This is a genomic window from Actinacidiphila yanglinensis, assembly GCF_900107965.1.
In the GTDB taxonomy this organism is placed as follows: Bacteria; Actinomycetota; Actinomycetes; order Streptomycetales; family Streptomycetaceae; genus Actinacidiphila; species Actinacidiphila yanglinensis.
On sequence record NZ_FNVU01000001.1, the window covers coordinates 813,953 to 831,715 of the forward strand.

Sequence of the window (17,763 nt, forward strand, 5' to 3'; positions counted from 1 at the left end):
CCTAGCCGGAGCCCGCCGGGGAAAGGCGGTGCGGCGGACCGGGAAACCGCGCCGGAGTCAACCCCCGCCGGAACACGTACGAGTGACCGCCGGCCGGTAGCGTGCGCCGGGTTCGCCCATCCTGCTCGACCGACGACGGGAGGTGTCCGCGAGTGGAGTGCTGGGCGGTCGACGCCGGCGGCAGCGGTACCACGGTCATGATCGACGGCGGCGAGCGGTGGAGGTGCGGCTCGGTCAACCCGGCCTCGGTCGGTCCGGCGGCAGCCGAGGAGCAACTGGCCTCGCTCTTCTCCGAACTGGCGGAACGCCTCGGCCCCCGGCCGGCGTTCGGCTGGCTGGCGACCGCGACGGTCGACGCCGGCGCCCCCGAGCCGGAGCTGTCCCGGCTGGCCGGGGCCGCCACGGCGGCCGGGCTCGCCGGCACCCTCGTCATCTCGCGGGACATCGTGCCGCTGCTGGCCGCGCGTCCCCTGCGGGGGCGCGGCGTCGCGGTGGTGTGCGGCACCGGGTCCGGCTTCCTGGCCGGTGACGGCGCGGCCGCGCCGGTGTCCGTCGGCGGCTGCGAGTACCTCGGCAGTGACGAGGGCAGCGCGTTCGACATCGGGTTGACCGGCCTGCGGGCCGCGGTGCGCGGTGCGGACGGGCGGGGCCGGCCGACGCTCCTCGCCGAGGCGCTGACCGGGCGGCACGGCGTGTCCGGCGGCACGGTCGCCGAGCTTTCCAGGGCGCTGGCGGCGCGGTCGTTCCCGAAGGCGGCGGTCGCCGCGCTGGCCCCGGAGGTGTGCCGGTGCTGGCTCGACGGCGATCCGGTGGCCGCCGAGGTGATCGGCCGGGCGATCGGCGAACTCGTGGCCGGCGCCCGTGCGGCGAGGGACCGGGCCGGTCTCGCCGGCGGGACGTGGTCGGCCGTGCTGTCCGGCGGAGTGCCGCGCGGCTGCGCGGAGTTCGGCGCCGAGCTGGCCCGCCGGATCAGCGCGGAACTGGGCGCGGCCGCCTTTCCCGCGGTGGTCGACGACCCCACCCGGACGGTGCTCTCGGCGGCCCGCACCTATCGCGGGCGGTTCCCCGACTTCCTGGCCGGCCGCTGGGCCTGGCCCCGACGACTGGGTGGTGGCAGGTGAGCGTGCACATCGGTGAACCGGCCGCGTCCGAGCCGCCGGTACGTATCGGCCTGTGCCTGGCGGCGCTGTCCCCGCTGGGCCTGGCCGGGGCGGCGGCGACCGCGGCCGGGCTGGGCGTCGGCGTCGTGGACCTGCCGGCGGACCGCTGCTTCGGGCTGGTGGACGCCGACCGGTCCGCCGACGCGGACCACCACGCCGAACTGGCCGCGGTGCTGGGCGCGGCCGGGGTCCGGGTCGGCTGCGTGAGCAACAGCCGGGACACCCAGCTCGCGCTGGGTCCGTACGGGCCGCACACCGATCCCGTACGGTCCGGGACGCCCGCGGAGAAGCGCGCCCACGGGCAGCGCGCCGCGCTCGCCACGGTCGCGCTGGCGGCGGGTGTCGGGGCGCCGCAGGCCCGGCTGATGCTCGGCGTGCCGGACCTGGGCCGGTGGCTGTCCTGGTGGGGCAGCGAGGTCTCCTGGCAGGACAACGTGGCCGCCTGGCTGGAGGCCGCCGCCCCCGCACTCGCGCTCGCCCGCGAGTGCGGCGTGCGGGTCGTGGTGGAGCCGCACCCCAAGCAGGTGGTCTACGACCCGTCCAGCGCGCGGGCGTTGCTGGCCGAGGCGCCGGAGGTCGGGCTCTGCCTCGACGTCGCCAACCTGGCCGCGGTCGGGCACGACCCGGTGCTCGTCGCGCGGGGCTGGGGAGACCGGCTCGCGGCCGTGCACGCGAAGGACCTGCAGCGCTGGCGCCTGCCGGAGGACCCGCCCGGCGCGGGCTGGTCGCGGTACGGGCCGGGGCCGCCGATCCGGTTCCGGGCACTCGGCTGCGGTGAACTGCCCTGGCCCGCCACGGTCTCGGCTCTCCTGGACGACGCCTACCGGGGAGTGGTCTACGTCGAACACGAAGACGCGCTGCTGCCGACCGGACAGGGCGTCGCCACCTCCGTGGCGGCGCTGCGCGCGCTCCTGCCGGCCGGCCCCCCGCAGGGCCGCACCTGGTGATCCCGCGCCGCCCCGCTCCTTGCCCACGTCCATACCCGCCCACCAGGGGACATGCGATGGAACTGACTTCTGCTACTCCGTACCGGCCGGACGCGGAACCCGCCGGCCCGCACTCCCGGGGCCGGGAATCCCTGGCCGCCGCACCGGCGGCCGCGCCGGCGCCGCCGGTCCGATTACGCGACCGGCTCCCGCTGCCGCGCCCGGGGGAGGGCGACGTGACCGCCAGCGCCGACCGGCACGACCGGTACACGGTGTCCGTCCACCGGCACGAACGGGGCGCGATCGACCGGCTCCGCACCGAGATCGACGGCCGGCGGGTGGCCCTGATCAGCGACCACACCGTGGCGGGGCTGCACGCCCGCCGGCTGGCCGACGCGCTCGCCGGGACCGGCCTCGACGTCACCATGACCGCCTTCCCGCCGGGCGAGGCCAGCAAGAGCCTGACGACCGCCTCCAGGCTGCTGGACTGGCTGGCCGGCACCGCGCTGGCTCGGCGGGACGTGGTGCTGGCGGTCGGCGGCGGGGTGGTCATCGACACCGTCGGCTGGGTGGCCAGCGCCTATATGCGCGGGGTGCCGTACATCAACGTGCCCACCACCCTGCTCGCCCACGTGGACGCGGCGCTCGGCGGGAAGGTGGCGGTCGACCACCCCAGCGCGAAGAACCTCGTCGGCGCCTTCTACCAGCCGAAGGCGGTCGTCTCCAACGTCGGCTACCTGCGCACCCTCGAACGGCGCCAGTTGCGCTCCGGGCTCGCCGAGGTGATCAAGAAGGGGGTGATCGCCTCGCCGGACCTGTTCGCGTTCGTCGAGCGGCACCACGGCGACGTCCTCGCCGCGGACCCGACGACCACGAGCCGGCTGGTGCACGGCGCGACGGCGGTCAAGTGCGACCTGATCGCCAGGGACCCGTACGAGCAGGACCTGCGGCGGGCGCTGAACTTCGGGCACACCGTCGGCCACGCGGTGGAGACGGTCACCGGCTACCGGCCGATCGCGCACGGCGAGGCGGTCGCGTTCGGCATGGCGTGCGCGGCGCGGATCGCCGAGCGGCGCGGCCTGCTGGACCCGAGGACCTCGGCGCGGCTGACCGGCCTGCTCGCGGCGGTCGGGCTGCCGGTCGTCATCGGCGACCTGCCCGCCCCGCTGGACCCGGCGGCCACCGTGGCCGCGTTGCGGCAGATCCGCAAGATCCGCGACGGCGGGCTGCGCTTCGTGCTGCCGGTCGCGCTGGGCGAGACGGTGATCGTCGACGACGTCGGCGACGCGGAGGTCCGCACCGCGATCACGGCCTGAGACCGGCAGCCGGCGGCGACCGCCGGCCGGACGCGAGGGGGATGGAGGGACGATGGCACACCAACTGCGAGCCGACGTCGTGGTGGTCGGCGGCGGCGCCGCCGGCTGCGTGCTGGCCAACCGGCTGAGCGCGGACGGGAGTCGCTCGGTGCTGCTGCTGGAGGCGGGCCCGGACTACGGGCCCCGCCAGGAGGGGCGCTGGCCGGCCGACCTGCTGGACTGCCGGTTCCCCGCCCGCAGCCACGACTGGGACCCGGACGGGCCGCCGCACCACTCGCGGGCGCGGGTGATCGGCGGCTCCTCGGTGAGCAACGCCTGCTGGGTCACGATCGGCGCGCCGGCCGACTACGACGCCTGGGGACCGTACTCCGGCGGCGCCTGGAACCACGCCGCGCTCGCGCCCCACCTGGCGGACGCGCTGCGCGAGTTGCGGGTGCGCGGCGTGCCGGAGTCCGACCGCGGCGCCTGGCACCGCGCGGTGCTGGCCGGGGCGGAGGAGCTGGGCCTGCCGCGCCTGGGCGACGTCAACGGCCCCGACGCGAGGGAGGGTGCCGGCTGGGTGCCGCTCAACGCGGTCGGCCACACCCGCTGGAACGCGGCGTTCGCCTACCTCGACCCCGCCCGCGGCCGGCCGAACCTGCGGGTGGTGGCCGACGCGCAGGCCGTCCGGATCCCGACCCGCGGCGAGCGCGCCACCGGAGTGGAGATCCTGCGGGCCGGGCGGCCGGAGACGGTGACGGCGGGCACGGTGGTACTCGCCTCCGGCACCTACGGCAACCCGCCGCTGCTGATGCGCAGCGGCATCGGCCCCGAGCCGCTGCTGCGGGAGCTGGGCGCGCCGGTGGTGCTGCCGCTGGCGGGGGTGGGGGAGAACCTGATCGACCACCCCAAGGCCCACCTGCTGCTGGACCCGACCGACGCGCTGGTCCTCCCCGGCCACGGGGTGTACGTGCCGCAGAGCCTGGTCAAGGCCAGGTCCGGGCTGGCCGCCGACGACCACTGGGACCTGCACATCGTGCCGACCGCGGGACCGGAGGAGGACGCGCGCGGCCGCTACGCCGGCCCGACTGCGGTCGCCCTCTACGTGTTCGTGCTCGCGCCCCGATCCCGCGGCGTGGTCCGGGCCCGGTCGCTCGATCCGCTGGCCGAGCCGCTGATCGACCACCGCTATCTCTCCGACCCGGACGGCCACGACCGCCAAGTGGCCCTGGACGGCGTCGAACTGGCCCACGAGCTGGCGGCGACCGCACCGGTGCGCAAGCTGGCCGCGCTCGACGCCTGGTCACCGGCGCGCCGTGCGGCGTTCGTCGAGGCGGCGGGCGGGTACTGGCACCCGGTCGGCACCTGTGCGATGGGGCCGGCGGGCGACCCGGCGGCCGTGGCCGGAGCCGACGGGCGCGTGCACGGCCTGTCCAATGTCTACGTCGGCGACGCGTCGTTGATGCCGGTGATCCCGCGCGCCAACACCCACCTGACCGCCGTCGCGGTCGCCGCCCGGGTGGCGGGGTCGGTCCGGTGAGGCCGTGGTCCCCGCCCGCCGGGCCGGGGACCGCGCACCGGCGGCGGCCGACCGGGTGCCACGCCGCCGGCGGTCCGCAGTGACGAGGAGAAGGGTCTGCCCAGTGCGCTCGGAGCGGATTTCCGTGTTCGTCGTGTTCGTCCTCAACGGGGTCGTCGCCGGTTCGTGGGCGCCGCGGATGCCCACGCTCGCCGAGCGGATCGGCGCGAGCCCCGGCGTGCTCGGCCTGGTGCTGCTGGGCTCCAACATCGGTCTGGCCGCGGCCGCCTCGCTCGCCGGCCGGCTGTGCGCCCGCTTCGGCGCACCGGTGATGGTGTGCGCGGCGGTGCTGCTCGCCGCCTGCGTCCTGCCGGTGCTCGCACTGGTGACGACCCCGCTGCAACTCGGGCTGCTGCTCGTGCTGCTCGGTGCGTCCTTCGGCCTGTTCGACGTGTCGATGAACATCGCCGCCGTGACCGTCGTCCGCCGGGTGCGGCGGCCGATCATGCCGGTCTTCCATGCCGGGTTCAGCTTCGGCGCGCTGGCCGGCTCGGTGGGCGCCGCGTTCGCCGCCGGCCACCACCTCGCCCTGCTGCCGTACTTCGGTACGGCCGCGGCGACCGCGCTGGCCGTCACCCTGGCGGTGATCCGGTTCGTGCCGCGGGAACCGCCCGGTACCGGCGCGGGACCGCGGGGCGGACTGCGGCGCGGCATGCTGCGCCGCCCGGTGCTGTGGCTGCTGGGCGCGGTCGCGCTGCTCTCCGCCGTGGTGGAGGGTTCCAGCTACGACTGGTCCTCGCTGTTCGCGGTCCGGGAGCGGGGCATGACCCCCGCGGTCGGCGCGATCATGTTCTCCGTCTTCTGCCTCGCCATGGGGCTGGTCAGGCTCTTCGGCGAGCAGATCGAACGCCTCGGCGCCGTGCGGGTCCTGGTCGCCGGTGCGGTGGTCACCGGGATCGGCCTGCTCGCGGCGGCGAGCGTGCCCGTCGCGCAGGTCACCTTCGCCGGGTACGTCCTGGCGGGCGCCGGCGTCGCGTTCGCCTTCCCCGTCGTGCTCGACCTCGCCGGTGCGGCCGGCCGGCGCGGCGACGGCACCGGCGGCGAGGGGGAGATCAGCTTCGTGACGACCGTGGCGTACTCGGGCTTCCTCCTCGGTCCGCCCATGATCGGCGGCATCGCGTCGCTGTCCAGCCTGCCGTTCGCCGTCGGCACCGTCGGGGTGATCGCGACGCTGATCGCGCCGACGGCCCTCGCCGCGGCCGCCGCCCGACGGCGCGAGGACCCCGTCGTCCCGCGGATGCCCGCGGCCGCGGAGTCCGCCGAAGCGCGGTGACCGCTCAGGACACCGCACCCCTCGGGACAGGATGGGACGCCGCTCAGGACAGGGCGTGCCGGTCGTAGCTGACCTGCCAACCGTCGGCGCAGCAGCGCCCCTTCCTGATCGCGAGCGCGCGCACCAAGCCGGCGTCCCCTTCCGCCGCCCGCTGGACGGTGAGGGAGAAGGCGTGGAACCGGGCGTCGCGAAGCGCGCCGCCGAGGCGGGCCGCGAGTTCCGCTTCCGTCTCTGACGGCTCCACGGACGGAAGGGGAACTCCCAGACACAGCGCGCCGTGCGGCACGAGCAGGTCGGCGAAGTTCCGCAGCGCGGAGTCCGTGTCCGCGGCGGGATCGAGGCGGGGACACCAGACACCGGAGAACACGGCCCTGCCGTGGCCGTGCCGGGTGGGGTGGATGCGTTCCACCGTGAGCCGCGGGGGCGATCCGGTGACGCGCTCGTAGCACGTCTCCGCCGTGTCGAAGGATCCGGCGTCGAGGAGCTCGGCGGCCGCTCCGCTTCCGACCACCTGGGCCAGCGCGCACTCCGCGCCGGGCGGTAGCAGCGCGGCGAACTGATCGATGAGGCGCGGCGGTTGCCGGTGCGGGGCAGAGCCGGCGCCGGCGGAGGGGGATCCGGGACGGATCATTCTGCGGTGCCTCCGATCGGGTGCGGGGTCAGGTGCGGGGTGCGTGCCGTGGTGCGGGTGAGTGCCGGCTGCGGGTGTGCGGGGTGTGCGTGCGGGCCGAGCACCGGGGTCACGTCGGGAAAGGGCGGAAACCGCTGAGAAACGATGAAAAACACTGACGTCATCCGCCATGAACGGATTTTCTGTCGCCCCGCCTGCCCCACTCGCCCCTTTGATTGCGGCCAAGTGAACATCCTGCTGCAAAATCCGATCCATTGGATGGCACAATCCCAAGAACGAGAGCTGGTCTGCGCGGGGGATGGGACCGTACACGGCGACCGATGCCGCTTCCGTCGTGCACTCCTGGTGAGCGCTCACGACGGAGGAGGGACCCATGCCGGCGACGAGAACAGCGCGGCTACCTCGCGCAGCCGGACCCGACGAGCGGTCCGGTCCGGACACCTGCGGATACTGCGGGGACATCGACCCGCGGGCGGCCGTGGAGAGGACAGGACTCTCCCTGCCGGACGACCTGACACTGAACGACTGGTGCCGGATCGGAGACCGATTACTCGCCGTCTCCGACGCGTCCTGCTGGTGGGTCGGGGACTGGCTGGTCTTCGGGTGCGAGAAGTACCCCGACCGCTACAAGCGGGCGATAGCGGGAACCTCGCTGGACTACCAGACGCTGCGCAACTACGCGTGGGTCGCACGGGCGTTCCCGCCGTCTCGCCGGCGAGACACCCTGACGTTCCAGCACCACATGGAAGTGACCAAGCTGCGGCCGGCCGAGCAGGACCACTGGCTGGATTTCGCCGTCCGGCTCAAATGGTCCAGGAACGAGCTGCGCAGGCAACTGCGGGCCAGCGCCGAGACGTCGGGCGGCGAGGAGCAGGACGCCGGCATCAGCCTGCAACTCGATCTCAGCCGGGAGCGGTACCTGCGCTGGGAACGGGCGGCGCAACTCGACCACGCGGAACTTCAGGACTGGATCGTGGAGGTACTGGACGGTGTCGTATGCGCAGCACGGGAAGCACCGCGGCTCCCTTCCGGCGAGCAGCCCGCAGAACGGATCTGACGCCGTGACGGAATCCGACGGCGGCGCGCTCAAGGCGATGATCCTGGGCTACCGGCTCAGCCAGGTGCTGTACGTCCTCGCCCGGCTGGGAGTCGCGGACGCGCTGGCCGCGGGGCCGGCGCCGGCGGCGGACGTCGCCGAGCGGACCGGCTGCCACGCGGACTCGCTGCTCAGGATGCTGCGGGCCGGCCGGGCCATGGGGATCACCGAGGAACTCGCCGACGGCAGCTTCGCGTTGACCCGGCGCGGCCGGCTGCTGTGCCGGGACGCCGACAGCTCGCAGTGGCTACGGGCCTCGCTGGTGGGCGAACCGTGGCACTGGGACGCCTGGGGCAGCCTCCTGGAGTCCGTCACCACCGGAGTTCCGGCCTTCGAAGCCGCACACGGATCGAACTCCTTCGAGTTCTTCGACCGCACCCCCGGCACCGGCGACACCATGATGAACCGGGTCACCGACGAGGCAAAGCGCCGCGGGAAGGAGATCGCCGAGGCGTACGACTTCTCCTCGGCGACCTGCCTGGTCGACGCCGGCGGCGGCCGCGGGGCGGTCCTGGCGGAGGTGCTCGGCCGCCACGCGCACCTCGGCGGGATCCTGATGGACCTGCCCTACGCGGTCAGTGGCGCGGCCGACCTGCTGGCGGAGTTCGGCGTCGCCGACCGCTGCGAGGTCGTGGCCGGGGACTTCCGCCGGGACCTGCCGGCCGGCGGTGACGTCTGCCTGCTCTCGGCGGTCCTGCACAGCTGGGACGACGACGCCTGCGTCGCGCTGCTGCGCCGGTGCCTGGAGCGGTACGGCCGGGTGATCGTGGTCGACGAGGTGATCGAACCGGCCGGGGCGGCGCTGGACACGCTGCTCAAGGACCTGCAGCTGATGGTCTTCTCCGGCGGCCGGCACCGCTCACTCGCCGACTACCGGCGCCTTTTCGCGCGGGCCGGCGCCGAGCTGGTGCGGCACGCGCCCGTCGGCGAGTTGGAACTCCTGATGGTCGGCCACCCCGCCGCGGCGGCCTGACCGGGACCCGAGCCCGCCACCACCAGCGACGTCGCAAAGGAGAAGGTTCTGACCAGCGTCGACTCGAGAGCCGGCAGCGGAGCGCTGCTGCGGCAGCTGAGGACGTACGGGAGGCCGCACGCCCGGGCCGTCGGCGTCGTCGTGCTGCTCCAGGTCGTCCAGACGGTCGCCCTGCTCTACCTGCCGCGGCTGAGCGCCGACATCATCGACCAGGGCATGGCCGACGACGACACCGGGCTGATCCGCCGGCTCGGCGGGGTGATGATCCTGGTCGCCGCGGTGCAGGGCGCGGCCACGATCGCCGCGGTGCGGTTGAGCGCGCGGACCGCGATGGCCGTCGGACGGGACATCCGCAAGGCGGTCTTCCGGACGGTGCAGCGCTTCTCCGCCCGGGAGATGGAGTCCTTCGGCATCCCCTCGCTGATCACCCGTACCTCCAACGACGTACAGCAGATCCAGATGCTGTTCCTGTCGCTGCTCACCCTCGTGGTGACCGCGCCCGTCATGGCGGTCGGCGGTGTCGTCCTCGCGCTCGCCCAGGACGTCGTCCTGTCCCTGCTGATGGTCGTGCTGATCCCGGTGATCGGCGTGCTGGTGGCCCTGCTGATCCGGCGGATGCGGCCGCTGTCCCGGACCCTGCAGACCCGGGTCGACACCGTCAACCGGGTGGTCAGGGAGCAGATCGCCGGCATCCGCGTCACCCGCGCCTTCGGCCGGCAGGCGTACGAACGCGGGCGCTTCGGGACGGCGAGCGGCCAACTCGCCGACGTCTCCGAGTCGCTCGGCCGCGTCACCACGCTGATGCTGCCGCTGGTGGTCAACGCGGTGAACGTCTTCGGCGCCCTCGCGGTGGGGATCGGCGGGTACCGGGTCCAGCACGGGGACACCCCGGTCGGCGCGCTGACCGCCTTCCTCGTCTACCTCGTCATGGTCCAGACGGCGCTGCTCTCGGCGGTCTTCGTCATCATGGGCCTGCCCCGGGCCGAGGTGTGCGCGGCGCGCGTCGAGGAGGTGCTGCGCACCGAGCCGAGCGTCGCCCCGCCGACGGCTCCGGTCGGGGAGTTCGCGGTGCCCGGGCACGTGGAGTTCAGCGACGTGCACTTCCGCTCGCCCGGCGCGGAGAAGGACATCCTGCGCGGTGTCGGCTTCGTCGCCGGCCCGGGCACCACCACCGGGATCGTCGGCTCGACCGGCAGCGGGAAGAGCACCCTGATCGGTCTGGCCTGCCGGCTCTTCGACCCCACCCGGGGCCGGGTCCTGGTCGGGGGCGTGGACGTGAGGTCGCTCGACCCGGCCGCGCTCTCCGCCGCGGTGGGCCTCGTGCCGCAGCAGCCGTACCTGTTCTCCGGGACAGTGGCCTCCAACCTGCGCTACGGCCGCCCGGACGCGACCGACGAGGAACTGTGGCAGGCCCTGGAGACGGCGCAGGCACGGGACTTCGTGGAGCGCATGGACGGCGGGCTCGGCGCGGTGGTCCCGCAGGGCGGCCGCAACCTGTCCGGTGGCCAGCGGCAGCGGCTGGCGATCGCCCGGGTGCTCGTCCACCGGCCGCGGATCTACCTCTTCGACGACTCCTTCTCGGCGCTGGACCACGCCACGGACGCGGCGCTGCGGCACGCCCTCACCGCCCGGACCGCCGACGCCACCGTCATCGTCGTCGCGCAGCGGGTGAGCACCATCGCCCGCGCCGACCGGATCGTGGTCCTCGACGAGGGCGCGGTCGCGGGCGTCGGCACCCACGACGCGCTGCTGCGGGACAGCCCGGTCTACCGCGAGATCGCGCGCTCCCAGGGAGTGGAAGGGGCCCGGCGATGACCACCGCTCCGCCCGGCTTCCGGCGCACCTCGCTGCGGCTGCTCGGCCTGATCAGGCCGTATCGGCGGCTGTCCGGGGTCGCCGTCCTCGGCGTCGGCAGCATCGCCCTGAACGTGAGCGGCCCCTGGCTGCTCGGCCGCGCCACCGACCACGTCTTCCACGCCCGCGCCACGTCGTCGGGGCTGAGCGTCCACGGGGTGGTCCTGCCCCTGCTCGCCGCGGCCGGCGCCTACGCGGGCTCCGGACTGCTGTGGGCCCTGCAGGGCCGCTTCACCACCAGGATCGTCCAGCGCGCGGTGTACGCGCTGCGCGCGAGCGTGGAGGACAAGCTGACCCGGCTGCCGCTGTCGTACGTCGACCAGCAGCCGCGCGGCGAGGTGCTGAGCCGGACCACCAACGACATCGACAACATCGCGCAGAGCATGCAGCAGACGCTCAGCCAGATCACCAACTCCGTCCTCCTGCTGGTGGGCGTGCTCGGCGCGATGTTCTGGATCTCGCCACTGCTCGCCCTGGTGGCGGTGGTGGCGGTGCCGCTGTCGATGTACACCACCCGCCTGATCGGGCGGCGCGCCCAGCCGCAGTTCGACCAGCAGTGGAAGACCACCGGCGAGCTCAACTCCCACATCGAGGAGGCGTACACCGGCTTCGCCCTGGTGAAGGCGTTCGGCCGGCACGACGAGAGCGCCGCGGAGTTCGACGCGCACAACGAACTGCTCTACGACTCCTCCGCCCGCGCGCAGCTCGTCTCCGGCGCGATCGGTCCGGTCACCACGGTCATCGGCAATGTCAGCTACGTGGTGGTGGCCGTCGTCGGCGGGCTCCAACTGGCCTCCGGCGCGCTGTCGATCGGCGCGGTCCAGGCGTTCGTGCAGTACTCGCGCCAGTTCACCCAGCCGCTGATGGCCGCCGCCGCGCTGTCGAACCTCGTCCAGTCAGGGGTCGCCTCCGCCGACCGGGTCTTCGCGTTCCTCGACGCGCCGGAGGAGGTGCCGACCGCGCCGGGCGCCGCCGCGCCGCGGCCGGACCGGGGCCGGGTGTGCTTCGAGCAGGTCGCGTTCCGCTACCGGCCGGACCGGCCGGTGATCCGGAACCTCACGCTGACCGTCGAACCCGGCCGGCTGGTCGCCATCGTCGGGCCGACCGGCGCCGGCAAGACCACCCTGGTCAACCTGCTGATGCGGTTCTACGACATCGACGCGGGCCGGATCACCGTCGACGGCGTGGACATCCGGACCATGGACCGCGACGCGCTGCGCTCCCTGATCGGCATGGTGCTCCAGGACACCTGGCTCTTCGGCGGCACGATCCGGGAGAACATCGGCTACGGCCGGGCCGGCGCCACCGACGAGGAGATCAGGGCGGCGGCGGCCGCGGCGCACGTGGACCACTTCGTCCGGACCCTCTCCGACGGCTACGACACCGTCATCGACGACGAGGGCTCCGGGGTGAGCGCGGGCGAGCGGCAACTCCTCACCATCGCCCGGGCGATGGTCGCCGACCCGCTGATCCTCGTCCTGGACGAGGCGACCAGTTCCGTCGACACCCGGACCGAACTGCTCCTGCAGCAGGCGATGGCACGGCTGAGCCGGGGCCGTACCAGTTTCGTCATCGCCCACCGGCTGTCCACCATCCGGGAGGCCGATCTGATCCTGATGATGGTGGACGGCGACATCGTCGAGCAGGGCACCCACGACGAGCTGCTGGCCGCGGGCGGTGCCTACGCCCGGCTGCACGCCGCGCAGTTCGCGCGGCCCCTCGACGAGCAGGCCCCCGCGGAAGGCGGCTTCCGCTGACACCCGCAGTCCGTTGACACCCAGCCGAATGAGGTTGCGATGCCCAAGAGCAGTGAACTTCGCGCAGTGCGGCCCGAACACGAGCTGATCCTCGCCCTGTCCCAGCCGCGGCTGACCGCGGCCGACCAGCAGCACGTCCGCCGGCTCGTCGCCGGCTCCGCCGGCCACCTGCACTGGGGGGAGTTCGTCGAGCAGGCGGCCCGGCACCAGGTGATGCCCCTCGTCTCCCGCCACCTCACCCGGCTGCGCCTGACCCACACCGAGGAGGGGAAGCAGATCATCCCCTTCGCATGGCTCTACTCGGACGTCTACAACGGCAGCCGCCGCCGCAACGAGGCCCTCGCCAACGAGTACGCGGTCGTCCTGCGCGCCCTCGACGAGGTGGGCATCGACTACCTCATCCGCAAGGGCCCGGTCCTCGGCGAGCACGTCTACCACGACCGCGCGGCACGCCGGATCTCGAACATCGACGTCTTCATGCGCCGCCGGGACTATCCCCGGTTCCAGCAACTCGCCACCGATCTCGGATTCCGGATGGGCGAGCTGTCCGCGAACGGGTCGTCGATCGTGCCGTTCGCGCGGAAGACCGAGCTGTACTGGAAGATGAATCTCACCAACACCTCCCTGCCCTATGCACGGGTGGGCGATCGCGACCTCGTCGAGTCGTATCTCCTGTCGTGCATGTTCAGCCTCTTCCAGCCGATGCTCGGAATTCAGGACGACGCCGACGACTTCCTCGAACGCAGCGTTCCCACCGTGCTGTACGGCGAGCCCTCCCGCATGCTGGACCCGGTGGACCAGGTACTCGACTCCTGCATCCAGATCCATCTCAGGGCCACCCTGTTCTACTACATCGAAAGCGGCAAGGACCTGCTGGTCCGAAACTTCCTCGACCTCGCCCACCTGCTCCGGCAGGCGCCCGCCGGCTTCCCCGAGGCGTTCCGGAAGCGGGTCGCGAAGTTCGGTGTCGAGAAGAGCGCCTTCTATTCACTGCATTTCACCCGGCTGCTCTATCCTGATGCAGTGTCCGATGAACTCCTGGAGGGGTTCCGGCCCGACGACATCGCCTATCTCGACGAGTACGGCGGTTTCGACGGCGTGCGGTACACCTGGCAGCGGAGTTTCAGCGAGCGCCTTTTCGATCCGCGCCGAGTGGAGGAAGTCGCCGGCCGGAGCAAGGTGCCGGGACCGCGTTCGGTCGTCTGACACGTCGCGCCGATTCCCGTCCGCGGGCGTCGCGGCACACCGTGATACGGAACGGGAAGAGGAGAACTCGTGCCCGATTCAGTGTTCAAACAGACCACCCACTCGTCCGCGCAGCAGACCTCGGAACTCGACCTCGTCCGCCAGGAGATCATCGACGGGATACCCCGGTATTCCGAGCACGGACCCACTCACGCCTCCACCTGCTACGTGTGGCCGTCCTCGGAGTGCCCGGTCGGCTGCGGGCACTGCAACTACGCCTCGCCGCTGTCGCTGGACCGGCTGACCAGGTACAGCGTGGCCCGCGACCCGGGACCGGTGCTGCGCCTGATGAACAGCATGGGCCTGTGGAAGGCGGTGCTGTCCGGCGGCGGCGAGCCGATGGTGGAACCGGAGTTCTGCGAGCGCTTCGTGAACGAGATCGACTCCCCGGGCCTGGAGGAGATCGAACTCATCACCAGCGCCCACTTCGCCGCCGACCCGGCCGAGACCCGGCTGCGCCTGGAACGGCTGGTCGAGGCGTGGCGCAGCAGGTCCCCCGACCTCGCGCGGGCGCACTTCTCGGTGCGCATCAGCCTCGACTGGTTCCACGCCCAGCGCATCGGGGTCGAGCCCGCCGCACGCGTGATCCGCGTGCTCGGCGACCCCGGTATGCGGGACGTCGGCTGCTACGTCCGCTCGGTCCTCCTCGACAACGACTCCACCATGGCGGACCTCAGCGCCATGCTCGGCGGGCACCTGACCGAACTGCGCGACTACCAGCAGGAGATCGTCCTCCCGGACGGGCGCACCATCCTCGTCTACTACAAGAACCTGATCGTCGACGGGCGGATGAACGAGCGGAAGCTGTCCAGGCTGCCGATCGGCCTGCCCACCGCCTCCCGGGCGGACGTCTTCGGCAAGCGCTTCGTCGACGGCAACGGCCGCCAGGTCCCCGCGCGGACGTACAACGGCCCGCAGGTACGCCATCTGGACGGGCTCGCCTGCCTGATCGACGACGACGGCCGGGTCCGGATCCTGGAGGGCAACGACCCCCACCGCTGCGTGAACGTCCGCGACATCGACCACTGGCCGGAGGCGGTGGCGTACCTCTACGCCGACCCGATCACGGTGTACCTGGTCGACAACGGCCCCCAGGCCCTGGCCGCCCTGATCAGCGACGCCTTTCCCGAGGCCGCGACGGTCGCGGCGGACACCAACCAGCTCTACCACCTGACCGAGTTACTGCTCACCACGCCCGAGCGCCGCCTGTACGCGACGCTGCGCGCGCTGGAACTCCACGTCGAGGAGGGCCGCGTCACGGTCGAGCCGAAGCTGCTGGCCAGGGCCTGGCAGGCGCTGGCCGACGAGGGCGTGCCGCTGCCGGGACGGGGGTGAGGCCGGCGATGGCACCGAAGAGGCGCATCCTTCCGGTCACCGGGCCGCCGGGGGCCGGAAAGACCACCGCACTGATCTCCCTGGCGGCCCAGCACCCGCAGCTCGCCAGGTTCGGCGTACGGGACTTCGGCCTCGAACTCGCCCGCGCGGGCGACCCGTTGGGCCTGCGGATGCGCGAGACACTGCTGCGCGGCGGGCTGGTCTCCGACGCGCTGGTGCGGCGGGAGTTCCGGTGCTTCCTCGACCGGCTGTCCGGCGAGGTCGCCGCCGTCGCCGTCGAGGGGTACCCCCGCGACCCGCGCCAGTGCCGGGACTTCACCGAGGTGGTGGCGGCGGTGGACGGCGAACTCGCCGGGCTCGTCGCGGTTGAACTGCCGGACGAGGAGGTCCGGGCCCGGGTCGTGGGCCGGCGGATATGCACCCGCTGCGGGATCCCCGCGCCGGAAGGGGCCACGGCCGCCGCACCAGCGGCGGGAGCGGCCGGGGCCGCCATGCCCGCGGCAGGCCGCCCCGAGGAGCGCTGCGCCGCGTGCGGCGGAGCCGTCGCGCCGCGCGACGACGACGCCGAGGAGCGGCTGGCACGGCGGCTGGCCGACTACCGCACGGTGAGCGCCGGGGTCCGCGCGTACTTCCGGGCCCGCGGGCTGCTGCACACCGTGGACGGGCTGCGCAGCCCGGCGCAGGTGCGGCGGCACCTGCTCGACCTGCTGCTGCCGACGGCCGCCGCATCCGCGGCGGGAGCACCGCCCGCCACCCGGCCCGACCCCGAAGGAGGGGACACATGACCACGCCGATGACGGACATGATGACCGCCCGGCGCACGGCCCTGAACGCGATGGCCGATCTCCCGGAACCGGCCGCCGCGCGACGGCCGTTCGCCGGCGTCCGGGTCCGGCTGGAGGACCACCTGCCGCCGCACGGTGCCCGGGATATCCCCCCGGGCCTGGTCACCGCGGTGGCGGACCGGCTCGTCCGCGACGACGGGACGCACGGGGCGGGCGCTGCGGTGCTGACCGGCCTGTCCCGCTCCTTCGACCTGCCCGCCGCACGGGCCTTCCACGAGGCGCTGTTCGGTCGGGTGTGGGACGAGGTCAACCGCCGCTCCGGCCCGCAGGGCCCCGGCGACCACTACCGGATCAAGGTCAACGTCACCTCCGACGGGGCGATACCGCTGGAGCTGTACGGCAGCCGGTGGAGCTTCAAGCAGCTGCACATGGACCGGGACGCGCTGCTCTTCTCCCATCTCTACGGCCCGGCGGCGGGGTTCGGCGGCGGCACGCTGCGACTGGTGGACATCCGCACCTACATGCGGCGGCGCGCCCTGCGCTTCGACGACCTCTTCGAGTGGTCGCGCGAGCCGACCCCCGGCAGCAAGCCGGTGCTGCGCGCCGAGCACGAGGGGCCGGCCCTCGGCGAGTGCGGCATCGACCTCGGGCGCCCCGGGCCCGACGAGATCGTCTACGTGAACAACTTTCCCGGCGCGGGGGTCCTGCACGGCTTCACCCCGGTCGTGCCCGAGGACCGGAGCAGCTTCGTCCGGGAGTTCCACCGGTGCAGCGTGAAGGGGGTGCCGAGTTGCTGACCAGCGACGCGCAGCGGGTGGACCGGCCGGCCAGGAGGACCGCCATCGCCGCCACCCTGGGACCGGTGAGCGAGACCCGCTCCTGCATCGAAGGGCTCGTCGCCGCCGGCATGGACGTGGTCCGGCTGAGCATGAGCAACGGCACCCGGGAGCGCCACCGCGCGGTGGTGCGGCTGGTCCGCGAGGCCGCCGCCGAGCAGGGTCGCGAGGTGCGGTTCCTGGCCGACCTGCAGGGCCGCAAGAACCGGCTCGGAGCCTTCCCCGGAGGCGAGACGCGGTGGGCGGCCGGCGACGCGGTGGTGCTCACCGCGTCGCCCGGCCCGCTCGCCCCGGACCGTACGTCGCTGAGCTACTCCTGGGACCCGGAGCAGATCGGCAAGGGCACCGCTGTCCTCGTCGACGACGGTGCGGTGACCCTGGCGGTGACCGAGGTGAGCCGGGCGGAGCTGCACTGCGAGGTGGTCGAGGGCGGCCCGCTCAGCAACGGCCGCGGGGTGACCATCCCCGGGCTGACGCTCTTCCCGCCCGGCCTCGGCGAACGCGACCGCGCGGACCTGGAGTTCGCGACGGGGCTCGGGGTGGAGATGGTGGCCCTCTCCTTCGCGCAGAGCGCCGACGACTGCGCCGCGGTGCGGGCGCTGGCCCCCGGCCGGGTCGTCATCGGCAAGGTCGAGAACCTGGCCGCGGTCTCCCGGCTGCCCGAACTCGTCGAGGCGTTCGACGGCCTGATGGTCGCCCGCGGCGACCTCGCCGTGGAACTGCCCTTCGAGGAGGTCCCGCACGTCCAGCGCGCCGTGCTCGCCGGCTGCCGCGGCAGCGGCAGGGACTCCATGGTCGCGACGCAGTTGCTGCACTCGATGCGGACCAGCCTCCGGCCCACCCGCGCGGAGGTGTCGGACGTCGCCAACGCGGTGCGGGACGGCGCGGGCGGGCTGCTGCTGACCGGTGAGACCGGCTACGGACGGCACCCGGTGCACGTGGTGGAGGTGCTGCGCCGGATCGTCGAGCGGGCGGAGCAGGAGGGCCCCGCCGCGATGAACACCCTTACCGAGTAGGA

15 protein-coding genes are annotated in these 17,763 nt (G+C 73.5%); 14 read left to right on the forward strand and 1 reads right to left on the reverse strand.

What is annotated here, in order from left to right; all coding sequences use genetic code 11:
- Positions 1-152 precede the first annotated feature (152 nt).
- From C4U44_RS03385 to C4U44_RS03405, 5 genes are all read left to right on the forward strand, one after another.
- Positions 153-1,121: a BadF/BadG/BcrA/BcrD ATPase family protein gene (locus C4U44_RS03385; protein ID WP_103884028.1), complete on the forward strand. Its 969-nt coding sequence runs from the start codon at positions 153-155 to the stop codon at positions 1,119-1,121.
- Positions 1,118-2,107: a sugar phosphate isomerase/epimerase family protein gene (locus C4U44_RS03390; RefSeq protein ID WP_103884029.1), complete on the forward strand. Its 990-nt coding sequence runs from the start codon at positions 1,118-1,120 to the stop codon at positions 2,105-2,107. Before C4U44_RS03385 ends, C4U44_RS03390 begins: the two co-directional genes overlap by 4 nt.
- A 215-nt stretch (positions 2,108-2,322) precedes the next feature.
- Positions 2,323-3,402: a 3-dehydroquinate synthase gene (gene aroB / locus C4U44_RS03395; RefSeq protein WP_235031760.1), complete on the forward strand. Its 1,080-nt coding sequence runs from the start codon at positions 2,323-2,325 to the stop codon at positions 3,400-3,402.
- Between the two features lie 52 nt (positions 3,403-3,454).
- Positions 3,455-4,921: a GMC family oxidoreductase gene (locus C4U44_RS03400; protein ID WP_103884031.1), complete on the forward strand. Its 1,467-nt coding sequence runs from the start codon at positions 3,455-3,457 to the stop codon at positions 4,919-4,921.
- A 124-nt stretch (positions 4,922-5,045) separates the two neighbouring features.
- Positions 5,046-6,233: an MFS transporter gene (locus C4U44_RS03405; protein WP_200823115.1), complete on the forward strand. Its 1,188-nt coding sequence runs from the start codon at positions 5,046-5,048 to the stop codon at positions 6,231-6,233.
- A 43-nt stretch (positions 6,234-6,276) separates the two neighbouring features.
- Here the strand turns inward: C4U44_RS03405 and C4U44_RS03410 are convergent, their stop codons facing one another.
- The gene (locus tag C4U44_RS03410; RefSeq protein WP_103884033.1) at positions 6,277-6,864 is read right to left on the reverse strand and encodes a hypothetical protein; all 588 of its coding nucleotides are present in this window, start codon (positions 6,862-6,864) and stop codon (positions 6,277-6,279) included.
- Positions 6,865-7,237: 373 nt separating this feature from the next.
- Between C4U44_RS03410 and C4U44_RS03415 the strand changes: the two genes are divergently transcribed.
- From C4U44_RS03415 to pyk, 9 genes are all read left to right on the forward strand, one after another.
- Positions 7,238-7,921: an LmbU family transcriptional regulator gene (locus C4U44_RS03415; protein ID WP_200823116.1), complete on the forward strand. Its 684-nt coding sequence runs from the start codon at positions 7,238-7,240 to the stop codon at positions 7,919-7,921.
- A 4-nt stretch (positions 7,922-7,925) separates the two neighbouring features.
- Complete coding sequence (locus C4U44_RS03420; protein ID WP_103884034.1) at positions 7,926-8,933, forward strand: methyltransferase; 1,008 nt, start codon at positions 7,926-7,928, stop codon at positions 8,931-8,933.
- Positions 8,934-9,074: 141 nt separating this feature from the next.
- Entirely contained in the window at positions 9,075-10,748 is a 1,674-nt protein-coding gene (locus C4U44_RS03425) for an ABC transporter ATP-binding protein (RefSeq protein WP_235031761.1), read from the forward strand.
- Positions 10,745-12,544, forward strand: coding sequence for an ABC transporter ATP-binding protein (locus C4U44_RS03430; RefSeq protein ID WP_103884036.1), 1,800 nt, complete (start codon positions 10,745-10,747; stop codon positions 12,542-12,544). Before C4U44_RS03425 ends, C4U44_RS03430 begins: the two co-directional genes overlap by 4 nt.
- Before the next feature lie 39 nt (positions 12,545-12,583).
- Entirely contained in the window at positions 12,584-13,750 is a 1,167-nt protein-coding gene (locus C4U44_RS03435; RefSeq protein WP_103884037.1) for a nucleotidyltransferase family protein, read from the forward strand.
- A gap of 69 nt (positions 13,751-13,819) precedes the next feature.
- Entirely contained in the window at positions 13,820-15,124 is a 1,305-nt protein-coding gene (locus tag C4U44_RS03440) for a hypothetical protein (RefSeq protein WP_200823117.1), read from the forward strand.
- Between the two features lie 8 nt (positions 15,125-15,132).
- Complete coding sequence (locus C4U44_RS03445) at positions 15,133-15,909, forward strand: adenylate kinase family protein (protein ID WP_103884038.1); 777 nt, start codon at positions 15,133-15,135, stop codon at positions 15,907-15,909.
- Positions 15,906-16,706, forward strand: a complete 801-nt coding sequence (locus C4U44_RS03450) for a hypothetical protein (RefSeq protein WP_200823118.1) — start codon at positions 15,906-15,908, stop codon at positions 16,704-16,706. Before C4U44_RS03445 ends, C4U44_RS03450 begins: the two co-directional genes overlap by 4 nt.
- A complete protein-coding gene (gene pyk, locus C4U44_RS03455; protein WP_200823119.1) occupies positions 16,676-17,761 on the forward strand; it encodes a pyruvate kinase in 1,086 nt (361 codons plus the stop codon). Before C4U44_RS03450 ends, pyk begins: the two co-directional genes overlap by 31 nt.
- Positions 17,762-17,763: the final 2 nt, after the last annotated feature.

Bases quoted from the DNA above. Each gene is read 5' to 3' on its own strand.
- C4U44_RS03400 (WP_103884031.1), top strand. From the start codon at position 3,455: ATGGCACACCAACTGCGAGCCGACGTCGTGGTGGTCGGCGGCGGCGCC.
- C4U44_RS03410 (WP_103884033.1), bottom strand. From the start codon at position 6,864: ATGATCCGTCCCGGATCCCCCTCCGCCGGCGCCGGCTCTGCCCCGCAC.
- C4U44_RS03415 (WP_200823116.1), top strand. From the start codon at position 7,238: ATGCCGGCGACGAGAACAGCGCGGCTACCTCGCGCAGCCGGACCCGAC.
- C4U44_RS03430 (WP_103884036.1), top strand. From the start codon at position 10,745: ATGACCACCGCTCCGCCCGGCTTCCGGCGCACCTCGCTGCGGCTGCTC.
- C4U44_RS03435 (WP_103884037.1), top strand. From the start codon at position 12,584: ATGCCCAAGAGCAGTGAACTTCGCGCAGTGCGGCCCGAACACGAGCTG.
- C4U44_RS03445 (WP_103884038.1), top strand. From the start codon at position 15,133: ATGGCACCGAAGAGGCGCATCCTTCCGGTCACCGGGCCGCCGGGGGCC.
- C4U44_RS03450 (WP_200823118.1), top strand. From the start codon at position 15,906: ATGACCACGCCGATGACGGACATGATGACCGCCCGGCGCACGGCCCTG.